This window comes from Sphingomonas sp. 3P27F8 (assembly GCF_005502745.1).
GTDB lineage: Bacteria > Pseudomonadota > Alphaproteobacteria > Sphingomonadales > Sphingomonadaceae > Sphingomonas.
The window spans coordinates 129,495-151,069 of sequence record NZ_SCNL01000004.1 but is presented as its reverse complement, the minus strand read 5'-3'; the positions used below and the strand labels follow the sequence as shown (position 1 = coordinate 151,069).

The following is a 21,575-nucleotide window of genomic DNA, read 5'->3' as shown; positions in this document are numbered from 1 at the left end:
CGATGCGCTGGACGTCGATGCTGGCGATCTACGTGCTGTTCTGGGCCTTCTCGGTGTTCCTCGTCCTGCCGTTCGGGGTGCGGACGGCGGAGGAAGCAGGCGCCGAGAAGATTCCGGGGCAGGCCGAAAGCGCACCGCACGATTTTCGCATCGGGCGCACGGCAATTCGCGTTACGATCGTTGCGACGATCCTGTTCCTGCTGTTCGTGGCGAATTACCAGTTCGGCTGGATAACGACCGACATGCTCGATTTTCTGGACGTCGCCAACGGCCTGTAGGCGACGCGCAATCGCCTAGCGGAGTCGCTCGATAGCCTGCGCCAGCGCGACATAAAGCTTGCCCATGTCCGACGAGAGCAGCGTCACGCCCAGCGGCGAACCGTCCCGCTGAGTCAGGATCGTTCGCAGCATTGCCTCGAAATCGTGGATGTAGCGGTTCACCTGGTCGCGGAAGGCGAGATCGTCGTCGTATAGCCGGGCGATATCGCGCTGCTCGGCCGAATCCAGCAGCCGCACCGCGCGCCGCGTGAATACGCCGCGATCGCCCTTCAGATATGCTGCCCAGGCGCTGTCCGCGATATCGGGCGCAAAGGTGCGGGTGATATCGATCGAGGCGGAGTTCAGCGCCTCGATCAGCAGCGAGGCGCGTTTGGCGAAGCTCTCCGTCTCATGCTCCTCGCGTTCGCTGCGGGCCAGCTCGATCTTGCTGTCGACCATCGCGGATTTTTCATCGATGCTGCGGATCTGTCGATCCAGCTCTGCCGCGGCGCGCGAGGTGGCCGCGATCGCGCTTTCCGCAACCGATGAAAGTTCGGCGATCGTCTGCTCGAAACCCTGATCGACCGCGTGACGCAGCGCCACGACGCCCGATTTCTCTAGCGCTTCGGCCGCCTCCGGGATCACCTTTGCAAGCGTGTCACGTGCGTGCTCGGCGGCCTGCGTCGCGGTGTCCCGGACGCGCAGCAGCGCTTCCAGCAGGCGCGGCGCGGCGTCCTCGGCGAGGCGGTTCGCGCGCTCGGTCGCTTCATCGACCATCTGGCCGATGGCGTCGGCCTTGGCGCGGCCACTGGTGAGCGACTCGAGCAAGGTGCCGGTGAGTGTGTCAACGTTGCGGCGTTGGTCCGCAATTACCTGCGCGATCGCTTCGATGGCGTCATGGGTGCTTTCCGCCGCCGTGACGAGCGCGAGCAACTCGGGTTTGGTCGCCACTACTACAGCCTTAGACGCGGCGAAGCGGCTGTCGAGCCGATCGACGGCGGCCGGCATCGTCTCGTCCATCTCGCGCGAGGCGGCATCGAGCGCGACAAGCAACGCTTCGGTGGTGCTGATGGCGCGCGTGGCCATTTCATCCCCGGCGCGCATCGCCTCGGTCATCGCGTCCGCCGATCCGCCAAGTGCGCTGATCGAGGCGGCCAGAAGATTGGATCGCTCTATGCCGTGCTGGTGCAGGGCCGCAAGCTTGCGTTCCACCTCGGCGATGCCGTCATCGAGCTTCGTCAGCAAGGTGTCGCTCGCGCCCTGCTGGGCGTCCAGCCGCTGCGCCACGCGGTCGATCACCAGTTCGATCAGGCTGATGCGATCGGCAAGCGACTCCGCGCTGACGCGCGCCGCTGTATCCAGAGCCGCCTGATTCGCGCCAACCATCGCCAGCATCGCGTCGCCCTGCGCGGCGATACTCTTGCGCGATTCGTCGATCGCGGTCGCCGTGCGATCGAGCATCAGGTCTACCGCAGTCGACATTTCGGCGGTGACCGCTTCCAGCCGGGCGCCGGCGTTTTCGCTCGTCGCTTCCATTCGCGCGATATGCGCGGCAAGCTTCTGTGCCGCGCCGCCCGCCACCGTCTCCGCCTCGCGGCCGCGATCGGCGAGCGCGCTGACCTGCACGTCCAGCGCTGCCGCCTGCTCGCCAGCGGCGAGCGCCGCGCGATCGATGTGGATGACGAGGCTCGCAATCTCTTCCTGCGCACGTGGCAGGCCGGCAGTCAGAATATTCAAATTGTCCTGCGCGGCGCGGGCCGTATCGGCCAGCGCCCGGGCGTGGCCGGTCGCGTGCGAAACCTCTTCCGAAAGCGCGCTGCCGATCGCGGCCAGGCGCGCGGTGGCGGTGTCGCCCAGCGCGGAGAGTGTCTGCGCCTGCTCGTTGATGAGCGAGCGGTTCGACTCGATCGCAGCGGTAAGCGAGGCGACGGTCTGCTCAAGCAACCCTGCTTCGGCGCGCATCGCCCGAGCGGTCGCGCCGAAGCGGCGCGCCTCGGCCGCACTCGTGCGCAGCGTGATGAGCCACAACACGCCCGCGAGCAAAGGCACGGTGAGGAGCGCGGCGGCGAACTGAGCGATGGCGACCGGCGTCATCTCCCGCAGGCTGTTCCATGCAAGTACGCTGAGCGCGCCGACCCAGATGAGCGAAAGCACCGCCAGCGCGATCGGGGCGATCTTCGACCAGTGTGACGGCTCGGGGGTTTCCTGGACGAGATCGTTTTCGTGCAATGCCTCGCGATCAGCCACGTTGAACTCGCTCAGGAACAATGGCTGCTCCTCTTGCGCGTCCATCTGGCCGGCTGTCGTGTTGACGGCTTCGCGCAGCCCGATCATCGTTGTTCCCCCGCTCATCGGAGCGGTTTACCACGAATCGTCCGCTGACAAAGCGGTTAGCGTCAGACGGCTTGATCGATTCGCCGCAACGAGCCGCCAGTCGGACTTTTAGTCGGGTTCTCGAACTCTTATTCCGGCCATCTGCGCCACCCCGGTTTGCCATTGCCGCGTTCACCGCTAACAGCGCGGGAATGCTCGCGGGATTGCTGTTTGCCGTTCAGGATGCTGAAGATCGCCCGGGGATGCTCGCGGCGACGTTGCCGTTCGCCGGTGTTACGCTGATCGAATATCAGGCCCGCCTCCTTGCCGCGACGGGTGCGTCGCAAATTGTGATCGTCGTTTCCCGTTTGACCCCTGAATTGCTTGGTGCGATCGCACGGATCGGTCGGCGCGGGATCAGCGTGGATACCGTACGCAGCGCCGCCGAGGCGAGTGCGCGGCTGCACCCGCTCGCACAGATCATCGCGGTCGCGGATGGGCTTATAACCACCGATGCGGTAATAGCGCCGTTCAGCGAGGATGGCGGGGACGCGCTACTGGTGGTCGCGTCAGGTATCGCGACGCCGGATTACGAACTGATCGGTGGAGGGCTTGCCTGGGCCGGAATCGCGCGGCTCGACGCACGACGGCTTGCCGAAGTCGCGGCGATGCCGAGCGATTATGATGTGCAATCGGCGCTGCTGCACGCTGCCGCGCAGTCGGGTGCCCGGCACATAGCGTTGCCCGCCGGTGATGCGAACGCGGGGCACGGCGTCGAACGGCGCGGCGCGGCGCTGGAAGAGCGCAGCCGTGCGGTGATGATGGCGACCCTTGCGACGCGATCATCATGGTTCGATCGCTGGATCGTGCGCCCGATCGCCGGATTCGTCCTGCCGCCGCTGGTGAGGCGCACGGCTTCCACGGCCGCCGTCGCGGCAGGTGGCGGCGTGGCCGTCCTGCTCGGGTTCGGGCTGACGCTGATGGGCTACAATGCGGCCGGCCTGATCGCGGTGCTGGCCGGGACGATCGTGGCGGCAATGGCGGAGCGGACGGCGTGGCTTCGCGACGAGACGCGGCTGGAGCGGGCGCTCAGGCTCGAGATTCTGGCGGTGCCGGCGCTGGCCGCGCTTTTGCTCGGCTATTCGCTCGATTCGGTCGCAGCGACCGATTCGGCGCTCGTGATCGCCCTGGTGCTGGTGGTGGCGGCGGGGCTCGCCGAGCGCGCCGCGAGTGTGCCGCGTGCCGCCTGGTGGGGTAGCCCGCCTGCCTATCTGGCTACGCTCGCCGTGCTGACGCTCGTGCGGTTGCCGATGACCGGGCTGGCGCTGACCGCGATTTACGCCTTTGCCACGCTGGGCGCGACAATTGAGTTACTTCGCCGTCAGGCTTAGTCGCGTCTTAACGACATTGGCGATATTCGGATTCGCATGCCGGTCGATCAGGACGACCCCTTGCACGCGATCGCTCCCGACGCAGCGCCGATTTTCGCGCGCGCGGCAGGCGCGGATGCGCGCGCCGAGCGGCGGCTGGACGCGGCGATCGAGGATTTCTTTCTTTCCGCGCATGATCGGCTGGATGATCGCACGCGCGCCGCGCTGCATACCGCGATCGCCACGACGCTTGAGGGGATCGAGCGCGAACTCGCGGGACACGCGACACGGCTGCTGACCCGCTCCGGCGGAGGGCTGGTGACGGCGGAACCGGCCGAAACGTTGCGACGACTGCTCGATGCCGGCCTGCTGCGTGACCCCGAACTGATGGCGGAGATGATCGGGCAGGTGCGGCTCGCGTTGCTCGGTGCGGCGTTGGCCGCGGGTCGGGAGCCGGGTTTGCCAGCGACGTTGCTGCCGCGAATGGCGCAGGGTGACGATGCGGTGACCGCCGGCAGCGCACGCGATTATCTCCTCGCCGACGGCCGGCGTGATGCGGGCGGCGCGCGCGGATTGACGCTGCCGGGGGAATTGCATCGCCGGGTCGTCTGGTGGGTCGCCGCCGCGCTGCGGGAAAAGCGGCCGGGGAGGGTGGATCAGGCGCTGGTCGAATCGGCGATACGGTGCATCGATGCGCATGACGACGGAGCGCGGCTGGATTCGATCGCGCTGCGGCTGGCAACCGCGATCGATGCGCGCGCCGATGAAATCCCCGCGTTGCTGATCGAGGCGCTAGGCGACGGCCGTGCCGAACTAGCGGTGGCCCTGATAGCTTATGCGCAGCGGATCGAGCTAGGCGAGGCGCGGGCCTTACTGCTCGATATCGATGGCGATCGCCTGTGGCTGGTCCTGCGCGCGCACGGCTTCACACGGGATGACTTGGCGCGGGTGGCGCTGCTGCTGGCGGATGCCGAGCCGCGTCGCGATATCGAGGCGTTCGCCGATCTGCTCGATACGATTGCGGCGATTCCGGTGCTCGCCGCGCGCGCGGCGCTGGCGCCGCTATCGCTGCACGCCGATTTCCGCCGCGCGATCCGGGCGCTTGCACGGTCGCATCGCGCATGAGCGAAGGCATGACGCTCAGCGCGCGGCTTGATTCGTCCGATCGGCTGGTATCGGCTGACGCCGGGTTCTCCACACTCAACGATCGCGCGGGAGGTGCGATCGGTGAAGTGCTCGCGGTGCCGCAATTGGCGACTGTCGTGCGGCTGGCCCGGCGCCTTCGCATTCTGGTTCAGCGAACGGTCGTGATCGCGGATATCGACGCCGATCTCGAATGCTGGGTACGCGCGGTGCCCAGCGCGGACGGAGTCACTCTTTCAGTCGCGCCGCTGCGCGAGCGCGCGGCGTGGCGCAGTGCGACGACCGCGACGCAGCACGCGCCGCCCCCCGCCGGCGCGGACTGGTTGTGGGAGATCGATGCGGCGCTGCGGATCGTTCACTTGCCGACCGACGTGGCCACGGCTCACGGGCTGGATGCATCGATGTTGATCGGCAAGCCGCTGACGGAATTGTTTACGTTGCTGCCGGATGCACGCGGCGGGATGACGCTGCTCGAGGCCGTGGCGGCGCAGCATGATTTCGACGGACAGGTGGCAACGATTCGCGGGGCGGCCGATCGGGTGATGCTGGCCGGCACCGCGCGGCGCAATGCGATCGGGGTATTCGCCGGCTTCGTTGGCGGGGTGTTTCTGCCGCTCGGACCCGACGACACTACGGGCATCGAGCCTGCGCCGGCGTTCAACGTGAAGCTCGACGGGATCCTGCGCGGTTCGCTGAACCGGATCATCGCCAATGCCGACAGCATCAATGCTGCCGTCGATGGTCCTATCGACGCGCATTACGTCGATTATGCCGCCGATATCGCGAGCGCCGGCCGCCATCTGATGGGGCTGGTGGACGATCTATCCGATCTGGAAGCGATCGAACGTGAAGACTTCCGCATCGAATTCGAGCCGGTCGATTTTCCCGATGTGCTTCGTCGCGCGGCAGGTCTGTTCGCGGTGCGCGCGGCGGATGCAGGCGTTAGCGTGGATGTTGGCGACGCAGAGGAGGGGCTGGTCGCGATCGGCGAATTCCGCCGTGTGCTGCAGATTCTCGTCAACCTGATCGGCAATGCGCTGCGATATTCGCCGCCGGGCGGCACCGTCTGGCTGAGGGTGCAGCGCGATGGCGGCAGGATCGTGGCGATCGTGGCGGATCAGGGCAAGGGCATCGCACCAGAGGATCACACGCGCATCTTTGCCAAGTTTGCCCGGGTGGACCCGCGTGAACCGGGCGGCAGCGGTCTGGGGCTTTATATCTCGCGGCGGCTCGCGCGCGCGATGGGCGGAGACATCAGCGTCGATAGCGCTGAGAATGAAGGCGCGCGCTTCGTGTTGTCGTTACCGGCGGCCTAAACGCCGCGCGGCGAGCACCAGGAGAATGCCGACTGCGGCCAGCGCCGCGCCGCGATCGGCCCAGGGGCGCTGATCGAGCATGAAGCTCGATTGCGGCCAGTGGACATATCCCAACCCCTGGCCAATCCACAGCATGCCCATCATGAAAGAGAGCACGCCCAGCACAGTCAGCACCGGGCGTGCGATACGCATCAGCGCTTGTCCGCCGCGACATAAGGCCGCTGCGTCGGCCCGGTGTAGAGCTGGCGCGGGCGACCGATCTTCTGATCGGGATCGGTAATCATCTCGTTCCACTGCGCCACCCAGCCGACGGTGCGGGCAAGCGCGAAGAGCGCGGTGAACATGGAGGTGGGGAAGCCGATCGCCGACAGTATCACGCCGGAATAGAAATCGACGTTCGGGAACAGCTTCTTCTCGACGAAATAGTCGTCGTTCAGCGCGATTTCCTCAAGCTTCAGGGCCGTTTCGAAAACCGGATCGCTGACCTTCAGCGCCTCGAACACCTCACGCACCGTCTTTTGCATCACGGTCGCGCGCGGATCATAGTTCTTGTAGACGCGGTGGCCGAAGCCCATGAGACGGAACGGGTCGTTCTTGTCCTTCGCCCGGGCGATGAACTCCGGGATGCGATCGGGCGTGCCGATCTCGTGCAGCATGTTGAGCGCCGCCTCGTTGGCGCCGCCATGTGCCGGCCCCCAAAGACAGGCGATCCCGGCTGCAATGCACGCGAACGGGTTGGCGCCCGACGAGCCGGCGAGTCGGACGGTGGAGGTGGAGGCGTTCTGCTCGTGATCGGCGTGGAGAATGAAGATCCGGTCCATCGCCTTTTCCACGACGGGGTTCACCTCATATTGCTCGGCGGGAACGCCGAACGTCATGCGCAGGAAATTGCCCGTGTAGCTCAGCGAATTGTCGGGATAGAGAAATGGCTGCCCGACGCTGTACTTATAGGCCATCGCCGCGATCGTCGGCATCTTCGCGATCAGCCGGTGCGACGCGATCATCCGCTGCTTCGGATCGTGAATATCGGTCGAATCATGATAGAAGGCGGAAAGTGCGCCAACGACGCCGCACATGATCGCCATTGGATGGGCATCGCGGCGGAAACCGCGATAGAAGGTGGCGAGCTGCTCGTGCAGCATCGTGTGGCGGGTGATCGTCGTTTCGAACGCTTCCAGTTCGCCCGCCCCCGGCAATTCGCCGTTGAGCAGCAGATAGGCGACTTCCATGAAGCTGGAATTTTCGGCCAGATCACCGATCGCGTAGCCGCGGTGCAGCAGAACGCCCTCGTCTCCGTCGATGTACGTCAGCGCCGAACGGCACGATGCGGTCGAGGTGAAGCCCGGATCGTAGGTGAAGGCGCCGGTCGCGCCATAAAGCTTGCGGATATCCACCACATCCGGGCCGACCGAACCGGACAGGACCGGATATTCTGAAGTCTTGCCGGAGAGAGAAAGCTGCGCAGTATCCGTCATTTTAGTCTCCTTTGTCCCCGGCCTAACGCATCTGATCCGCAATCCGGGCCAGGCTTTCGTCGCGGCCCAGCAGGGCCAGCACGTCGAAGATGCCTGGCGAGGTCTTGCGACCAGTGAGAGCCGCGCGGAGCGGCTGCGCGACCTGGCCGAGCTTTACGCCCGCTGCCTCTGCCACACGCCGTACCGCATCTTCGAGCGCCTCCGTATCCCAGTTGTGCAGCGCGTCAAGGGCCGCGTGCAACTGCGACAGCAAAGCAGGTGCGTCGCCCTCCAGAAGCGGGCGCGCGGCATCGTCGATTGTCAGCGGGCGCGCGGCAAACAGAAACGTCGTGCCGTCGGCCAGTTCGTTGAGATTGGCGGCGCGGGGCTTCAGCGCCGGCATCGCGCGGATCAGCAGCTCGCGGCGCGCGTCATCGCCAGCAAAGCCAAGCCGGTCGCCGACCAGTGCCGCAAGCCGGGCGTCGTCCGTCTCGCGGATGTAGTGGCCGTTGAGATGTTCCAGCTTCTTCAGGTCAAAGCGCGACGGCGATTTGCCGACATCGGCCAGATCGAACCATTCGATCGCCTGTTCGCGGCTGATGATCTCCGCATCGCCATGGCCCCAGCCGAGCCGCATGAGATAATTGTCGAGCGCCTCGGGCAAGATGCCGAGTTCATCGCGATATGCCTCGATTCCCACGGCGCCGTGCCGCTTCGAAAGCTTCGCGCCGTCAGATCCGTGGATCAGCGGAATATGGGCATAGACCGGCTCGGCCCAACCCATCGCGCGATAGATCGGCAACTGCCGGAACGCGTTGTTGAGATGATCGTCGCCACGGATGACGTGCGTGACGCCCATGTCGTTATCATCGACCACGACTGCCAGCATATAGGTGGGCGTGCCATCGGAACGGACGAGCACCAGATCGTCAAGCTCGGCGTTCTGCACCGTGACCTGACCCTGGACGAGATCGTTGATCGTGGTCGCGCCGTCCAGCGGCGCTTTCAGGCGGATGACGTGCGGCGCATCGGGATCGGACGGCGCTTTGTCTCGCCACGGCGAGCGGATGCGCAACGGCTTCTTCGCAGCTTCCGCCTCGGCGCGCATCTTGGCCAGTTCGTCGGCGGTAAGGTAACAGCGATAGGCGCTGCCGCTTGCCACCATCGCGTTCGCCACCTCGACATGACGATGCGCACGCGCGAACTGGAACACGGCGTCGCCGTCCCAATCCAGCCCGAGCCATCGAAGCCCGCTCAGGATCGCGTCGATCGCTGGCTGGGTCGAGCGCGCGCGATCGGTATCCTCGATCCGCAGCAGGAACTTCCCGCCGTGATGGCGGGCGTAAAGAAGGTTGAACAGCGCGGTTCGCGCGCCGCCCAGATGAAGGAAGCCGGTGGGGGAGGGGGCGAAACGCGTAACGACCGAGGTCTTGCGCTCGCTCCCGTCGGCGGGATCGGTGGTTGCGCTCAAGCGCGCTTGCTCCCAGACTGAATTACGACATGGCAACGATGCCCGGGGGCGCCCCTAGCACGCGCCTGATGACGCTTCAAACCTCCGGCATCGAAGAATGGCTGGAGGCCGAGCGCGATCAGCTCGCGCTGTGGTTGCCGGTGTTCCTGGGTGCAGGCGTAATCCTGTGGTTCGCCTTGCCTGATCCGCGTGCATGGCTCGGGGCGACTTTCCTGGCTCTTGCGGCGGCGGCGTTCGCCGTAGCGCAGCATCGCGGCGGGCGGCTGGCGTGGAGCATCGCCGTGGCCAGTGGGGCGTTGGCGCTCGGGATGATGCTGATCTGGTGGCGGGCGGAGCGCGCCGCGGCGCCGGTGCTGCCGCGCGCAATGGTCGTGCGGTTCGAAGCGCGGGTCGAGCGCGTCCAGCCGTTGCCAGCGCGCGAACTGACCCGGCTTACGATGACGCCGACCCGCTGGCTGGATCGCGCGCCGGATACCGCGCCAACCCGTATCCGCATCAATCTCGCCGAGGCGGACGTGCCCGAAGCGATCGCGCCCGGTGCGGTGGTGTCGATGCGCGCGCGGCTGTTGCCGCCAGCGCCGCCGGCGGTGCCGGGTGCCTATGATTTTCAGCGTGTCGCGTGGTTCGATGGTCTCGGCGCCACCGGGCGCGGGTTCGCGCCGGTGACTGTCCTGTCGGGCGGCGATGCGCGGCAGGGGCTGCGCGTTCGCCTGTCCAGCCACATCCACGCGCAACTTGACGGGAGTGCGGGCGGCATCGCGGCCGCTCTCGCCACCGGGGATATCGGCGCGATCAGCGATGCCGACGCGGAGGCGATGCGGCGCTCCGGGCTGGCGCATCTCCTCTCGGTCAGCGGCCTCCATATCACGGCGGCGGTCGGCATCGCGATGTTGCTCGCCACGCGCCTGCTCGCCCTGAGTAGCCGCCTCGCGTTGACCGGACGGGTGCCGCTGCTGGCGGGCGTGGTGGGGGCGGGCGCCGCGATCGGCTACACATTATTGACCGGCAGCGAGGTGCCGACGATCCGCAGTTGTATCGCTGCGCTCCTGATCCTGGGCGCGCTGGCGCTCGGCCGCGAGGCGGTGACGCTGCGGCTGGTTGCGGCGGGCGCGTTCGTCGTGACACTGTTCTGGCCTGAGTCTCTGGTCGGGCCAAGCTTCCAGTTATCTTTCGCGGCGGTGACGACGATCGTCGCCCTGCACGAGCATCCCATGGCCCGGCGCTGGTTCATGAAGCGGGACGAGGGCTGGATCGCGCGGATATTGCGCGATGGCGGATCGCTGCTCCTCACCGGCCTGATGATCGAATTCGCGCTGATGCCCATCGCGGTGTATCACTTTCATCGCGCGGGGATTTACGGCGCTTTCGCGAACATCGTCGCGATCCCGCTCACCACCTTCGTTGTGATGCCGCTGGAGGCGCTGGCGCTGCTGTTCGACGCGATCGGGGTCGGGGGCCCGCTGTGGTGGCTGACCGGAAAGGCGCTCGCGTTGTTGCTGTGGATCGCGCGAACGACGGCCGCCGCGCCAGGCTCGGTGACGGCGTTGCCCGCAATGCCGGGGGCGGCCTATGCGCTGATGGCGGTCGGCGGATTGTGGCTGGCATTGTGGCGGACGCGATGGCGGCGGCTCGGCTTCATCCCGCTAACTCTCGGTGCGGGCTGGGCGCTGGCAACGCCGGCACCGGACCTGCTTGTTACCGGTGACGGACGGCATGTGGCGATCCGCACCGCGCGCGGCGATCTGGCGATACTGCGCGACCGCACCGGGGACTATGTGCGCGGGATGCTGGCGGAGAATGCCGGCGCGGAGGATGATCCCCTGCCGCTGTCGGAGCAGCCGGATGCCGCCTGCAGTCGGGATGCCTGCATGATCACAAGGATGGCAGGCGGCCGGCGATGGCGCATCCTTGCGACGCGCAGCGGATATCTGCCGGCGTGGGCGCAGATGGTGGCGGCGTGTCGCGCGGCCGATATCGTCGTCAGCGACCGTCGCCTGCCGCGCGCCTGCACGCCGCAATGGTTGCTATTGGATCGCCCGATGCTGGAGAAAACCGGCGGCATCGCCATCAGCCTTGCAAGCGGAAGGATCGCGACGGTTCACGTTGCGGGCGATCGGCATCCGTGGGTCATTGCCGCCAGGACACTAACCTCCGCCGGCGCCTACCCGCGAAAGCCGGAGCGTCGTGCCAGCGAGCGCGATCGCCTCAATCGTAGCGACGCAACAGTCCCGCAAGCTTGCCCTGCACCCGCACCTGCGCCGGCGAATAACGCTGCGGATCGTAGCTCCGGTTGGCCGGATCAAGCCGGACCATCGCCCCCTCGCGGCGGAAATATTTGAGCGTCGCCTCATTGTCGTCGATCAGCGCGACGACGATCTCGCCGTCACGCGCGGTCTCGGTGCGGCGGATCAGCGCGTAATCGCCATCGAAAATACCCGCCTCGACCATGGAATCGCCCGCCACCTCGAGCGCGAAATGCTCGCCTGCCCCCAGCAGTGCCGCGGGAACCGGCAGCGATGACGAACCCTCGAACGCCTCGATCGGCATGCCCGCCGCGATCCTGCCGTGGAGCGGAATTTCGATCACATCATTCGCTGGTTGCGGAAGCGCGCGCTTCGCCGGCTGGGCCTGATCCGCGGACGGCTGACGCTGCGCCGCCTCGATCCGTTCAGGCATCTTCACCACTTCGAGCGCGCGCGCGCGGTTGGGCAGGCGGCGCAGAAAGCCACGTTCCTCAAGCGCGCTGATAAGCCGATGGACGCCAGACTTGGATTTCAGCTCCAGTGCATCCTTCATCTCCTCGAACGACGGAGAAACGCCGGTTTCGGCGAGGCGATCATGGATGAAACAGATCAACTCATGCTGTTTCTTCGTAAGCATCGCGATCCTCCGCAGGCGAACAGACGCGGAACCTTTACGGAACAAGCGAGGAGAGGTCAAGCGATCGGCAGGATTTCCGCCGATTCGCCAATTGCCGCGGGCGGAGCATATGGCTCACGCAGGATCAGGCAGGTCGCGCGCGCCAGCGTCGCGAGCATCGAGCTGTCCTGAATCGCGGCGGTGTAAAGCAGGCCACCGCGCAGTTCCGCACGTAGATAGTCCGTGCGCTCGTTATTGGCCGGCAGGGGCTCGCCGAGCGTCGCGCGCGTGGTTTGCGGCAACGGATCGCGCGCGCCCGCGATCGCCGCCGCGAGCGGGCGCACGAAAAGCATGCCGGTGACGAAGGCCGACACCGGGTTACCCGGTAGGCCGACGACCACGCAGTCGTCGCGACGCCCAGCCATCATCGGCTTGCCGGGCCGCAGTGCGATCCGCCAGAAATCGATCGCTGTGCCGGCCGCCTCCAGGGCGGGTCGGACAAGATCGTGATCGCCCACCGATGCGCCGCCGGTGGTGACGAGCATGTCCGCCCGGACATTGGCGAACGCTTCGGTAAGAACATCGAGCCGATCGGGGAGGATGCCGAGATCGACGAACTCGACCGGCAGATCCGCAAGCATCGCACGAAGCATCAACCGGTTCGATTCCGGCAGGCCAGTGCCCCCGCCGCTGCCCGGCTCGACCAGTTCGTCTCCGGTGGCGGCCAGCGCGATGCGTATGCGGCGACTGACTGTCACGGTGCGTGCGCCGCCGGTCGCGATCAGCGCAAGGCGCGCGGGGGTCAGCCGGTCGCCGGTGGTGGCGAGCACATCGCTCGCGTGAAAATCGAGGCCGCGCGCGCGGACATTCCGCGTGCGGTAGCGCGGCCCCTCTCCAGCGAGGCGCAGCAACGCGCCGTCGCGCTCCGCTTCTTCCTGCACCAGCACGGTATCGGCGCCCGGCGGCATCGGTGCGCCGGTAAAAATGCGCACCGCCTCTCCGGCATCAATCGCCCCGTCATGGCCATGACCGGCCGCGCTCTCCCCGATCACTCGCCATGGGCCGGGCATATCCGCGAAGCGGATCGCATAACCGTCCATCGCGGACAGGTCTTGCGCCGGCTGGCTGCGTTGCGCGACGACGGGCGCACGAAGATAGCGTCCAGCCGCCTCGATCACCGCCAGTTGCTCGGTATCGATCGTGGGAGCTAGCGCGAGCAGCCGCCGCTGCGCTTCGGCCACCGGCAGAAGGGGAGGATGTGTCATCCCGCCTTCATTGCATGGCCCCGCCGCCGGGGCCACCGCGAGATGATCGACAGCGCGCGACGCCGCCGATAATCTGCGCGCGATGAAGACGTTGCTCGATCCCGATCGCGCGCTGACCGAGGGCCTCGCCGCGATCCGCACGCAATATGACGTTCCCGAAAGCTTTCCGCCGCAGGTGCTCGCGGCGGCCGAAGAGGCGGCGAGGCGCGCGCCTGCCGCGCATGTCGATCGCACCGCGATTCCGTTCGTCACGCTCGATCCGGCGAGTTCGACCGATCTGGATCAGGCTTTCGCGATTGAGCCGGCAGGAAGTGATCTGCTGCTGCGCTATGCGATCGCGGACGTGGCTTGGTTCGTTGACGAGGGTGGCGTGCTCGATGGCGAAGCATGGCTGCGTGGGGAATCGCTGTATCTCCCTGACGGCAAGGCGCCGCTCTATCCGCCGGTGCTTGGCGAGGGCGCGGCGAGCCTGCTACCGAACGGGGACCGGCCCGCTGTGATCTTCATGGTACGTGTGGCGCCGGACGGCGGCGTGCGGCTGGATGGCGTGGAGCGCGCGATGATCCGCAGCCGCGCTAAACTCGCCTATGAGAATGTGCGGCCGGCGGATCTGCCTCCCGGTTTCGCCGATCTCGCCGCACGTGTCGGCGCGGCGGAGGATCGGCGCGGTGCGACGCGCGTCGATCCGCCGGAGCAGGAACTTGCGCGGAACGGTGATGGCCGGCTGCAATTGCGGTTCCGGCCGCGCGCGGCGGCGGAGGATCAGAACGCGGCGATGTCGCTCGCGACCAATCTTGCGGTGGCGGATGCGATGCTGGCGCATCACACCGGGCTGTTCCGCGTCATGCCAGGGCCGGATGAACGCGCGATCGGGCGATTGCGCAACGCTGCGGCGGCGCTGGGGATCGTGTGGCCGGCGGGGACGACGCTCGGCGAATTCCAGCGTGAGCTGGATGGGCATGACGCGCGGCAGGCGGCGATGATGATCGCCATCCGCCGCGCGGGCGAGGGGGCGAGCTACGCGCCCTACCAACCCGGCGTTGTGCCATGGCATGCGGCGGTAGCGGCGACTTACGCCCATGCGACCGCCCCGCTGCGGCGACTGGCGGATCGCTATGTCGTGCAGGCGGCGCTGGCGATCGCGAACGGAGCGCCCGTGCCGGATGTCGTCACCGTCGCGTTCGGCAAGCTGCCCGCGGTTATGGCACGGTCCGGTTCCGTCGCCGGCGCGATCGACCGCGCGGTGATCGACATGGCGGAGGCGGTCACGCTGCACGGTCTGGAGGGGCAGGCGTTCGCCGCGATCATCCTGGATCGCGATGAACGTGGTGCGCGCATCCAGCTCTGCGACCGTCCGGTAGTGGCGCGCGTGGCGACCGATGCCGGCGAACCGGGTGAGAAGATCTCGGTGCGGCTGGATGATGCCGATCCCGTGCGGCGCGCGTTGCGTTTCACGCGTATCGGCTGAGCGCGCTACCGGCCCAGTGGGTGGCGCGAGACCGGCGTATAGCTTGCACCGCCCTGCCCGAGGCGGCTTTGGTACAGGATCAACTCGCCCATCGTGAAGGGGGCGCTGGTGAGCCCCGAATGCGTCGCCAGCCAGCGCTCGATCGCTGCGCCATGCCCTGCGCTGCGCGGCAGGCGGGCGAGCGTGACATGCGGCAGGTACGCGCGCCGCTCCGGTGCCAGCCCCAGTCGCACCAGCGCATGATCGACCTTGCGATGCAGCGTGGCCAGTTCGGCATGAGGAGTGATGGCGGCCCATAGCGCATCGGATCGGCCGCGCTTGTCGAATTGTCCCACGCCGGCGAGCCGCACTTCCGGGATCGAAGCGGACACGCCGGACAGTGCGTGTGCGATCTCCTCCGCCAGCGGACGATCGACATCGCCGATGAAACGCAGCGTCAGGTGAAGCTGTGCATCGGTCTGCCAGCGCGCGGCAGGCACGCCGCTCATCACCGCGGACAGCGCGGCGCGGATCGACGCAGGCGGGCGGAGCGCGGCGAACAGACGATACATGCGACGATGCCTTTGTAACGAAAGATTGCTTTCGGGCGGTTCGCTTGAAAATTGCGGCGGGACGGGCAATATTTCCCTCATTCCCGCGCATTTCTTTGCGGGATAAAGGAGCGAAGTGACAATGGCTAACTGGTCTGACCCCCGGCCGACCGCCGCCCCGTTCGGGACGAGCGCCGCCGATACGCGGGCTGCCGCGTATGACGCGGGTCTCCGGTCCTATATGCTCTCGGTCTATAACTATATGGCCTCGGGCGTTCTGTTGACCGGGATCGTGGCGTTGCTGTTCGCCAGCGGCGGACGCGACAGCCTCGCGGCACAGGTTTTCATGGCGCCGGGCATCCTGAAATATCTCGTGATGTTCTCGCCGCTGGCCTTCGTGCTGGTGCTGAATTTCGGTATCAACCGCCTGTCGACGGGTGCGACGCAGCTGATCTTCTGGGCCTTCGCCGCCGTGATGGGCGTGTCGATGTCCACGATCTTCCTCGTCTATACGGGCACGTCGATCGCGATCACCTTCTTTGCGACCGCTGTCGCCTTCCTGTCGCTGAGCATCTACGGCTACACGACGAAGCGCGATCTGTCGGGCTTCGGCACCTTCCTCATCATGGGTGTCGTCGGCATCATCGTCGCGTCGCTGCTCAACCTGTGGTTCAAGTCGCCCGCGATGGCGATGGTCATCAGCGCGGTCGGCGTGCTGCTGTTCGCCGGTCTTACCGCGTATGACACGCAGCGGATCAAGAGCATGTACGCTTATGTCGCCGGCACCGACATGATCGGCAAGACGGTGATCATGGGCGCGCTGTCGCTCTATCTAGACTTCATCAACATGTTCCAGTTCCTGCTGTCCTTCATGGGCCAGCGCGACTGAGACCATCGGTCTCAGACCGAACGTTCGAGAAGGCCCGGCGACGATCCGCCGGGCCTTTTTCGCGTCTGTCACGCTTCTGCGGCGCTACGATCTGTTAACCATCGCGGTGGCAGACTGCGGCAGAGGAAGACAGGGACTGATCGATGACCGCTCTCGCCAAGCCCAAGGATGCCCGTCGCGCACCGCGTGCGCCTGCGGAGTGCCGCGCCACCGCGCGTGTCGCGGTTTCCGTCGAGGTGGTCGATGCCTCGTCGAACGGCATTCGGGCGCGGATGTCGATCCCGTTGCCGGTGGGGACGACGCTGAAGATTGGTCTGCCGGGCGGGGTGCAGCGCCACGCGCGTATCATCTGGGCCAGCGATGGGGAGATCGGGTGCGAGTTCCTTGCCCCACTGGCGATCGATGAGCTCGATCTGCTCCTTGCGGCCGCCCCCGACGCGCGACCACGCTGACGCCGGCGTGCTCACGCGGCACGAGAGCTTGCTTCAACTGCACGACGGATAACCCCTTAAATAGGTCATGCCGCGCTTTTCGCCGCTTGAAATTATATTTCAAGCAAGCGAAATAGCCGTGCGCGCCGGCGAAAGAGGCGCGAGTCTGGAGAGAGCATGTCCGGCGAGCCTGTTCGCAGCAATTTGAAGCCATTGTCGCTCCACGTGCCGGAGCCTAAGTTCCGCCCCGGCGACGACGTGGATTTCTCCGCTGTCGACGTGCCTCCAGCCGGCGCCGCGCCGCGCCCCGATACGCATGCGGCGGCATCGTCCTTCACCGATCTGGCATACACCATGGTGCGCGTGCTGGATGAGCAGGGCCAGGCGGTCGGGCCGTGGAATCCGCGCCTCTCACCGGATACGATGCGCCGGATGCTGCGTCACATGGCGCTGGTCCGTGCCTTTGACGAGCGCATGTTCCGCGCGCAGCGGCAGGGCAAGACCAGCTTCTACATGAAGTCGCTGGGCGAGGAGGCGGTGGCGGTCGCCGCTGCCTATGCGCTGGAACACGATGATATGTGTTTCCCCTCCTATCGCCAGCAGGGGCTTCTGATCGCGCGGGATTGGTCGATCGTCGACATGATGAACCAGATCTATTCGAACCGCGCCGATCGCCTGCAGGGCAAGCAGCTTCCGATCATGTATTCGGTGCGCGAGGCGAGCTTCTTCTCGATCTCCGGCAACCTCACGACGCAATATCCGCAGGCGGTGGGCTGGGCGATGGCGTCCGCATCGAAGGGCGACACCCGCATCGCGGCGACATGGTGTGGCGAGGGATCGACGGCGGAGGGCGATTTCCATTCCGCGCTCACCTTCGCCACCGTCTATCGCGCGCCGGTGATCTTCAACGTCGTCAACAATCAATGGGCGATTTCCAGCTTCTCGGGCTTTGCGGGCGCGGAAGCGACCACCTTCGCCGCGCGCGCGGTGGGTTATGGCATCGCCGGTTTGCGCGTTGACGGCAACGATGCGCTCGCGGTCTATGCGGCGACGCTCTGGGCGGCCGAGCGCGCGCGCACCAACGCCGGGCCGACGCTGATCGAGCATTTCACCTATCGTGCCGAGGGCCATTCCACCTCCGATGATCCGAGCGCCTATCGCTCCGCGGGAGAGCCAAACGCCTGGCCGCTCGGGGATCCGATCCGGCGGTTGAAGGATCATCTGATCGCGATCGGCGAATGGGACGAGGAACGCCAGGGCACCATGGACCGCGAAGTCGCCGAACAGGTGAAGGCGGCGCAGAAGGATGCCGAGAAGAACGGTATCCTTGGTCATGGTCTGCATCAGCCGCTCGACAGCATGTTCGACGGCGTGTTCGAGGAAATGCCCTGGCACCTCCAGGAACAGCGGCAGATGATGATGGACGAGGAAACGGCTTCGGGCCGTCCCTGGGCGCGCAAGGGGTGATGTCAGTGTCCGAAACGATTGAAACGGAAGCGGTGTCCGACGCGGGCGAGATCACCCGCATGAACATGATCCAGGCGATAAATTCTGCCATGGACGTGATGATGGCGCGCGATCCCAATGTGATCGTGATGGGGGAGGACGTGGGCTATTTCGGCGGCGTCTTCCGCGCCACCGCGGGCCTTCAGAAGAAATACGGCAAGACGCGCGTGTTTGATACGCCGATCACCGAATGCGGCATCATCGGCGTCGCGGTGGGAATGGGTGCCTATGGCCTTCGCCCGGTGCCGGAAATCCAGTTCGCCGATTATATCTATCCCGCGCTCGATCAGGTTGTCAGCGAGGCGGCGCGACTGCGCTATCGCTCCGATGGCGAATTCATCGCGCCGCTCACCGTGCGCTCGCCCTTTGGTGGGGGGATCTTCGGCGGCCAGACGCACTCGCAATCGCCCGAAGGGATCTTCACTCACGTATCGGGCCTGAAGACGGTGATCCCGTCCACGCCTTACGATGCCAAGGGGCTGCTGATCGCCGCGATCGAGGATAATGATCCGACGATCTTCTTCGAGCCCAAGCGCATCTACAACGGCCCGTTCAACGGCCATTGGGATCGCCCGGCCGAAAATTGGTCGAAACACCCCGCGAGCGAGGTGCCCAGCGGCTATTACCGCATCCCGCTAGGCAAGGCGAACATAGTGCGCGAGGGCGAGGCGCTCACGATCCTCGCTTACGGCACGATGGTTCACGTCTGCCTCGCCGTTGTCGCCGAGGCCGGGGTAGATGCGGAGGTGATCGACCTGCGCACGCTCGTGCCGCTCGATATCGAGACGATCGAGGAGTCGGTGAAGAAAACCGGACGCTGCATGATCGTTCACGAGGCGACGCGAACTTCCGGCTTCGGCGCGGAACTTTCCGCACTGGTGCAGGAGCGGTGCTTCTATCACCTCGAGGCGCCGATCGAGCGCGTCACCGGGTTCGACACGCCCTATCCGCACAGTCTGGAGTGGGCCTATTTTCCAGGGCCGGTGCGGATCAGCCAGGCGCTCAAAAAGATTCTGAAGGACTGATGACGATGGCGCGTTTCAACTTTCGGTTGCCTGATATCGGCGAGGGGATTTCCGAAGCGGAAATCGTGGCGTGGCATATCAAGGTTGGTGATCGGGTCGAGGAGGACCAACAGATCGCGGACATGATGACCGACAAAGCGACCGTGGAAATGGAGAGCCCCGTTTCCGGCACCGTCGTGGAGTTGGCAGGGGAAGTCGGCGAGCAGGTCTCGATCGGCGCGACCCTGGTCGTGATCGAGATGGAGGGCGAAGGCGAGGCGGAGGAAGAAGCGGCAGCAGCGATCACGGCGGAAACGCCGGGGGCGGCGGTGGTCGAGCCGGTTGCGGTCGAAAGCTTTTCGCATCCTGAACTTTCCAGCACCGCCCCGGCTTCGGTGTCTCTGGCGGAAGAGGAGATCGCGCCCGCGGCGCCTGCGCCTGCGTCGGCAGAAACGCAGCGTCATGTGCTCGCGTCGCCAGCTGTGCGTGCACGCGCGGACGATCTCGGCATCGATCTGTCGCATGTTAAGCCGGCCGAGGGGGATCGTATCCGCCACGCCGATCTTGACGCTTATCTCCGCTATGCCTCAGGGCAAGGCTATCACGCGCCGCACGCCGCAAACGCGCGCGCCGACCAGCAGATCAAGGTTATCGGGATGCGCCGTCGCATCGCCGAGAACATGGCCGCGTCGAAGCGCCACATTCCCCACTTCACCTATGTCGACGAGATTGACGTAACCGAGCTCGAGCGGGTGCGCGCCGATCTCAATGCAACGCGTGGAAGCCGGCCGAAGCTGACGATGCTGCCGTTGCTGATCGTCGCGATTTGTCGCACATTGCCCGAATTCCCGATGCTCAACGCGCGGTACGATGATGAGGCCGGAGTCGTTACGCGTTCGGGCCGCGTGCATCTCGGGATGGCAACACAGACCGATGCCGGTCTGACGGTGCCCGTCATCCGAGACGCGCAGGATCGCAATATATGGCAACTCGCCAGCGAGATCGGGCGTCTTGCGGAGGCCGCGCGGGCGAACAAGCTGAAGCCTGATGAATTGGGTGGCGGAACGATCACCGTGACCAGTCTTGGCCCGCTTGGTGGTATCGCGACAACTCCGGTTATCAACAGGCCCGAAGTCGCTATCATCGGCCCGAACAAGATCGTCGAGCGCCCGGTTTTCCGGGGCGACGAGATCGTTCGCGCGAAGCTGATGAATCTGTCGATTAGCTGTGATCACCGCGTCGTGGACGGATGGGACGCCGCAAATTATGTGCAGGCGCTTCGTAAGCTGCTCGAAACGCCGGTATTGTTATTCGCGCAATGAGAAAAGCGGCGCCGGTCTGATGACTGCGACCGGCGCCTGCCTATACTATACCCTGCGACCGGTGAAAAGCTGGACCAGACCGACGACAAGCGCGACGATGAGAAGGATATGAATCAGTCCGCCGGCGATGTGCAGGCTGAAACCAAGCAGCCACAGGACCAGCAGGATCACAACAATCGTCCAAAGCATCGCATCTCTCCGTAATGTCTTGAAGCGAGAACGTGGATTGTGTCGGAATCGTTCCGGGTTTGTGACAATATTTGTCTGATCGCGATGTACGAAACCGCCTCAATGAAATGCCGCGTTGAGGGCGATTGTCACGGCGTGATCCTGCCCGTCGCTGCCACCCTGGATGAAGCGGTGCTGGTTCATATAGCCCAGTTCGACATTCAATCCTGTCACGATCGGGGTGTACAAGGTTACCGCGTTGCGCATGCGTTCCTCACCTTCGATCGCCTGAAACTTCGTGCGGTTGAGATCGATGAAACTTTCATGGCTGATCGCGATTCCGGTCTGCCCTTGGGTAGCAAGCGGCAGGGCAATGCGGACGAAGGGGCGCACGCGCCAGCCCGTTCCCACCATGCCTTCACGCCAGCGTTGCTCGCCGCGCAGTCGCAGAGCCATGCTTAGTCGGCCCAGCCGGATATCGTCGAGTGTCACCTGCTCGCGTGCGCGGTGCTCCATGATCGCGAATCTCCCGGCGTCGTAATTCGGATCATGCGTATAGCCGGCCCATAAGATCAGATTCGGCGCTAGGCTGTAACCGATGAGCGAATTGCTCTCGACCTCGTAAAGGCCGTGGCGTTGATCGCTGATCCTGGTTACGATTTCCTGCGAAAACCGCCATTTATCGCTGACTCGCACAGTGGCGAACTCGGTTAGCCAAAGCTGTGAATCGTCGCTCGCCCATGCCGATGTGGGGAAAAGCGCGATTGCCGCAGACATCATAAAGCAAGACCAGGGCGCGCGCATTGCAC

General features: G+C 65.6%; 19 protein-coding genes and 1 pseudogene. 11 read left to right on the top strand and 9 right to left on the bottom strand.

The window, feature by feature from the left end:
* The first annotated feature begins 2 nt into the window (after positions 1-2).
* On the top strand, positions 3-278 hold the full coding sequence (locus FFS35_RS06805; protein ID WP_137786377.1) for a DUF1467 family protein: 276 nt from the start codon (positions 3-5) through the stop codon (positions 276-278).
* 15 nt (positions 279-293) lie between these two features.
* Here the strand turns inward: FFS35_RS06805 and FFS35_RS06800 are convergent, their stop codons facing one another.
* Positions 294-2,591: a hypothetical protein gene (locus FFS35_RS06800; RefSeq protein ID WP_249341501.1), complete on the bottom strand. Its 2,298-nt coding sequence runs from the start codon at positions 2,589-2,591 to the stop codon at positions 294-296.
* Between the two features lie 191 nt (positions 2,592-2,782).
* Between FFS35_RS06800 and FFS35_RS06795 the strand changes: the two genes are divergently transcribed.
* The 3 genes from FFS35_RS06795 to FFS35_RS06785 are packed head-to-tail and all read left to right on the top strand — an operon-like array spanning position 2,783 to position 6,399.
* Complete coding sequence (locus FFS35_RS06795; protein ID WP_137786375.1) at positions 2,783-3,961, top strand: hypothetical protein; 1,179 nt, start codon at positions 2,783-2,785, stop codon at positions 3,959-3,961.
* A gap of 60 nt (positions 3,962-4,021) precedes the next feature.
* The gene (locus FFS35_RS06790) at positions 4,022-5,065 is read left to right on the top strand and encodes a hypothetical protein (protein ID WP_137786374.1); all 1,044 of its coding nucleotides are present in this window, start codon (positions 4,022-4,024) and stop codon (positions 5,063-5,065) included.
* 8 nt (positions 5,066-5,073) lie between these two features.
* Positions 5,074-6,399 carry a HAMP domain-containing sensor histidine kinase gene (locus tag FFS35_RS06785; RefSeq protein ID WP_249341500.1) on the top strand — a complete coding sequence of 442 codons (1,326 nt, stop codon included), beginning with the start codon at positions 5,074-5,076 and terminating at the stop codon, positions 6,397-6,399.
* Here FFS35_RS06785 and FFS35_RS06780 read toward each other — a convergent pair.
* The 3 genes from FFS35_RS06780 to gltX are packed head-to-tail and all read right to left on the bottom strand — an operon-like array spanning position 6,385 to position 9,324.
* Complete coding sequence (locus FFS35_RS06780; RefSeq protein ID WP_137786372.1) at positions 6,385-6,591, bottom strand: hypothetical protein; 207 nt, start codon at positions 6,589-6,591, stop codon at positions 6,385-6,387. The two genes, FFS35_RS06785 and FFS35_RS06780, sit on opposite strands and share 15 nt — an antisense overlap.
* Positions 6,591-7,874: a citrate synthase gene (locus tag FFS35_RS06775; RefSeq protein ID WP_137786371.1), complete on the bottom strand. Its 1,284-nt coding sequence runs from the start codon at positions 7,872-7,874 to the stop codon at positions 6,591-6,593. The genes FFS35_RS06780 and FFS35_RS06775 overlap by 1 nt, the downstream gene beginning before the upstream one ends.
* A gap of 22 nt (positions 7,875-7,896) precedes the next feature.
* Entirely contained in the window at positions 7,897-9,324 is a 1,428-nt protein-coding gene (gene gltX, locus FFS35_RS06770) for a glutamate--tRNA ligase (RefSeq protein WP_137786370.1), read from the bottom strand.
* A gap of 29 nt (positions 9,325-9,353) precedes the next feature.
* Between gltX and FFS35_RS06765 the strand changes: the two are divergent.
* Positions 9,354-10,883: pseudogene (locus FFS35_RS06765) on the top strand (ComEC/Rec2 family competence protein); the annotation flags it as partial.
* 646 nt (positions 10,884-11,529) lie between these two features.
* Here the strand turns inward: FFS35_RS06765 and lexA are convergent.
* Both lexA and FFS35_RS06755 read right to left on the bottom strand, forming a co-directional pair.
* Positions 11,530-12,204, bottom strand: a complete 675-nt coding sequence (gene lexA / locus FFS35_RS06760; protein ID WP_137786369.1) for a transcriptional repressor LexA — start codon at positions 12,202-12,204, stop codon at positions 11,530-11,532.
* Positions 12,205-12,260: 56 nt separating this feature from the next.
* Positions 12,261-13,448 (bottom strand): molybdopterin molybdotransferase MoeA, encoded by a 1,188-nt coding sequence (locus FFS35_RS06755; RefSeq protein WP_137786368.1) that lies wholly within the window; start codon positions 13,446-13,448, stop codon positions 12,261-12,263.
* Between the two features lie 82 nt (positions 13,449-13,530).
* Here FFS35_RS06755 and FFS35_RS06750 point away from each other — a divergent pair, with 82 nt between their 5' ends.
* Positions 13,531-14,916: an RNB domain-containing ribonuclease gene (locus tag FFS35_RS06750; protein WP_137786367.1), complete on the top strand. Its 1,386-nt coding sequence runs from the start codon at positions 13,531-13,533 to the stop codon at positions 14,914-14,916.
* A gap of 5 nt (positions 14,917-14,921) precedes the next feature.
* On the opposite strand, the gene thpR is transcribed toward FFS35_RS06750, so the two are convergent.
* Entirely contained in the window at positions 14,922-15,467 is a 546-nt protein-coding gene (thpR, locus tag FFS35_RS06745) for an RNA 2',3'-cyclic phosphodiesterase (RefSeq protein ID WP_137786366.1), read from the bottom strand.
* A gap of 121 nt (positions 15,468-15,588) precedes the next feature.
* Here thpR and FFS35_RS06740 point away from each other — a divergent pair, with 121 nt between their 5' ends.
* The 5 genes from FFS35_RS06740 to FFS35_RS06720 all read left to right on the top strand — a co-directional run bounded on the left by FFS35_RS06740 (position 15,589) and on the right by FFS35_RS06720 (position 20,598).
* Entirely contained in the window at positions 15,589-16,335 is a 747-nt protein-coding gene (locus FFS35_RS06740; protein WP_137786365.1) for a Bax inhibitor-1/YccA family protein, read from the top strand.
* 143 nt (positions 16,336-16,478) lie between these two features.
* Positions 16,479-16,787, top strand: coding sequence for a PilZ domain-containing protein (locus FFS35_RS06735; protein ID WP_137786364.1), 309 nt, complete (start codon positions 16,479-16,481; stop codon positions 16,785-16,787).
* Positions 16,788-16,943: 156 nt separating this feature from the next.
* Positions 16,944-18,233 carry a 3-methyl-2-oxobutanoate dehydrogenase (2-methylpropanoyl-transferring) subunit alpha gene (locus tag FFS35_RS06730; RefSeq protein ID WP_137786363.1) on the top strand — a complete coding sequence of 430 codons (1,290 nt, stop codon included), beginning with the start codon at positions 16,944-16,946 and terminating at the stop codon, positions 18,231-18,233.
* A 59-nt stretch (positions 18,234-18,292) separates the two neighbouring features.
* The gene (locus FFS35_RS06725; protein WP_137786491.1) at positions 18,293-19,297 is read left to right on the top strand and encodes an alpha-ketoacid dehydrogenase subunit beta; all 1,005 of its coding nucleotides are present in this window, start codon (positions 18,293-18,295) and stop codon (positions 19,295-19,297) included.
* A 5-nt stretch (positions 19,298-19,302) separates the two neighbouring features.
* A complete protein-coding gene (locus FFS35_RS06720; protein WP_137786362.1) occupies positions 19,303-20,598 on the top strand; it encodes a dihydrolipoamide acetyltransferase family protein in 1,296 nt (431 codons plus the stop codon).
* A 45-nt stretch (positions 20,599-20,643) separates the two neighbouring features.
* Here the strand turns inward: FFS35_RS06720 and FFS35_RS06715 are convergent, their stop codons facing one another.
* Together FFS35_RS06715 and FFS35_RS06710 are read right to left on the bottom strand one after the other, a co-directional pair.
* Entirely contained in the window at positions 20,644-20,787 is a 144-nt protein-coding gene (locus tag FFS35_RS06715; RefSeq protein WP_137786361.1) for a lmo0937 family membrane protein, read from the bottom strand.
* A 99-nt stretch (positions 20,788-20,886) separates the two neighbouring features.
* The gene (locus FFS35_RS06710; protein ID WP_249341498.1) at positions 20,887-21,543 is read right to left on the bottom strand and encodes a DUF2490 domain-containing protein; all 657 of its coding nucleotides are present in this window, start codon (positions 21,541-21,543) and stop codon (positions 20,887-20,889) included.
* Between the last annotated feature and the right edge of the window lie 32 nt (positions 21,544-21,575).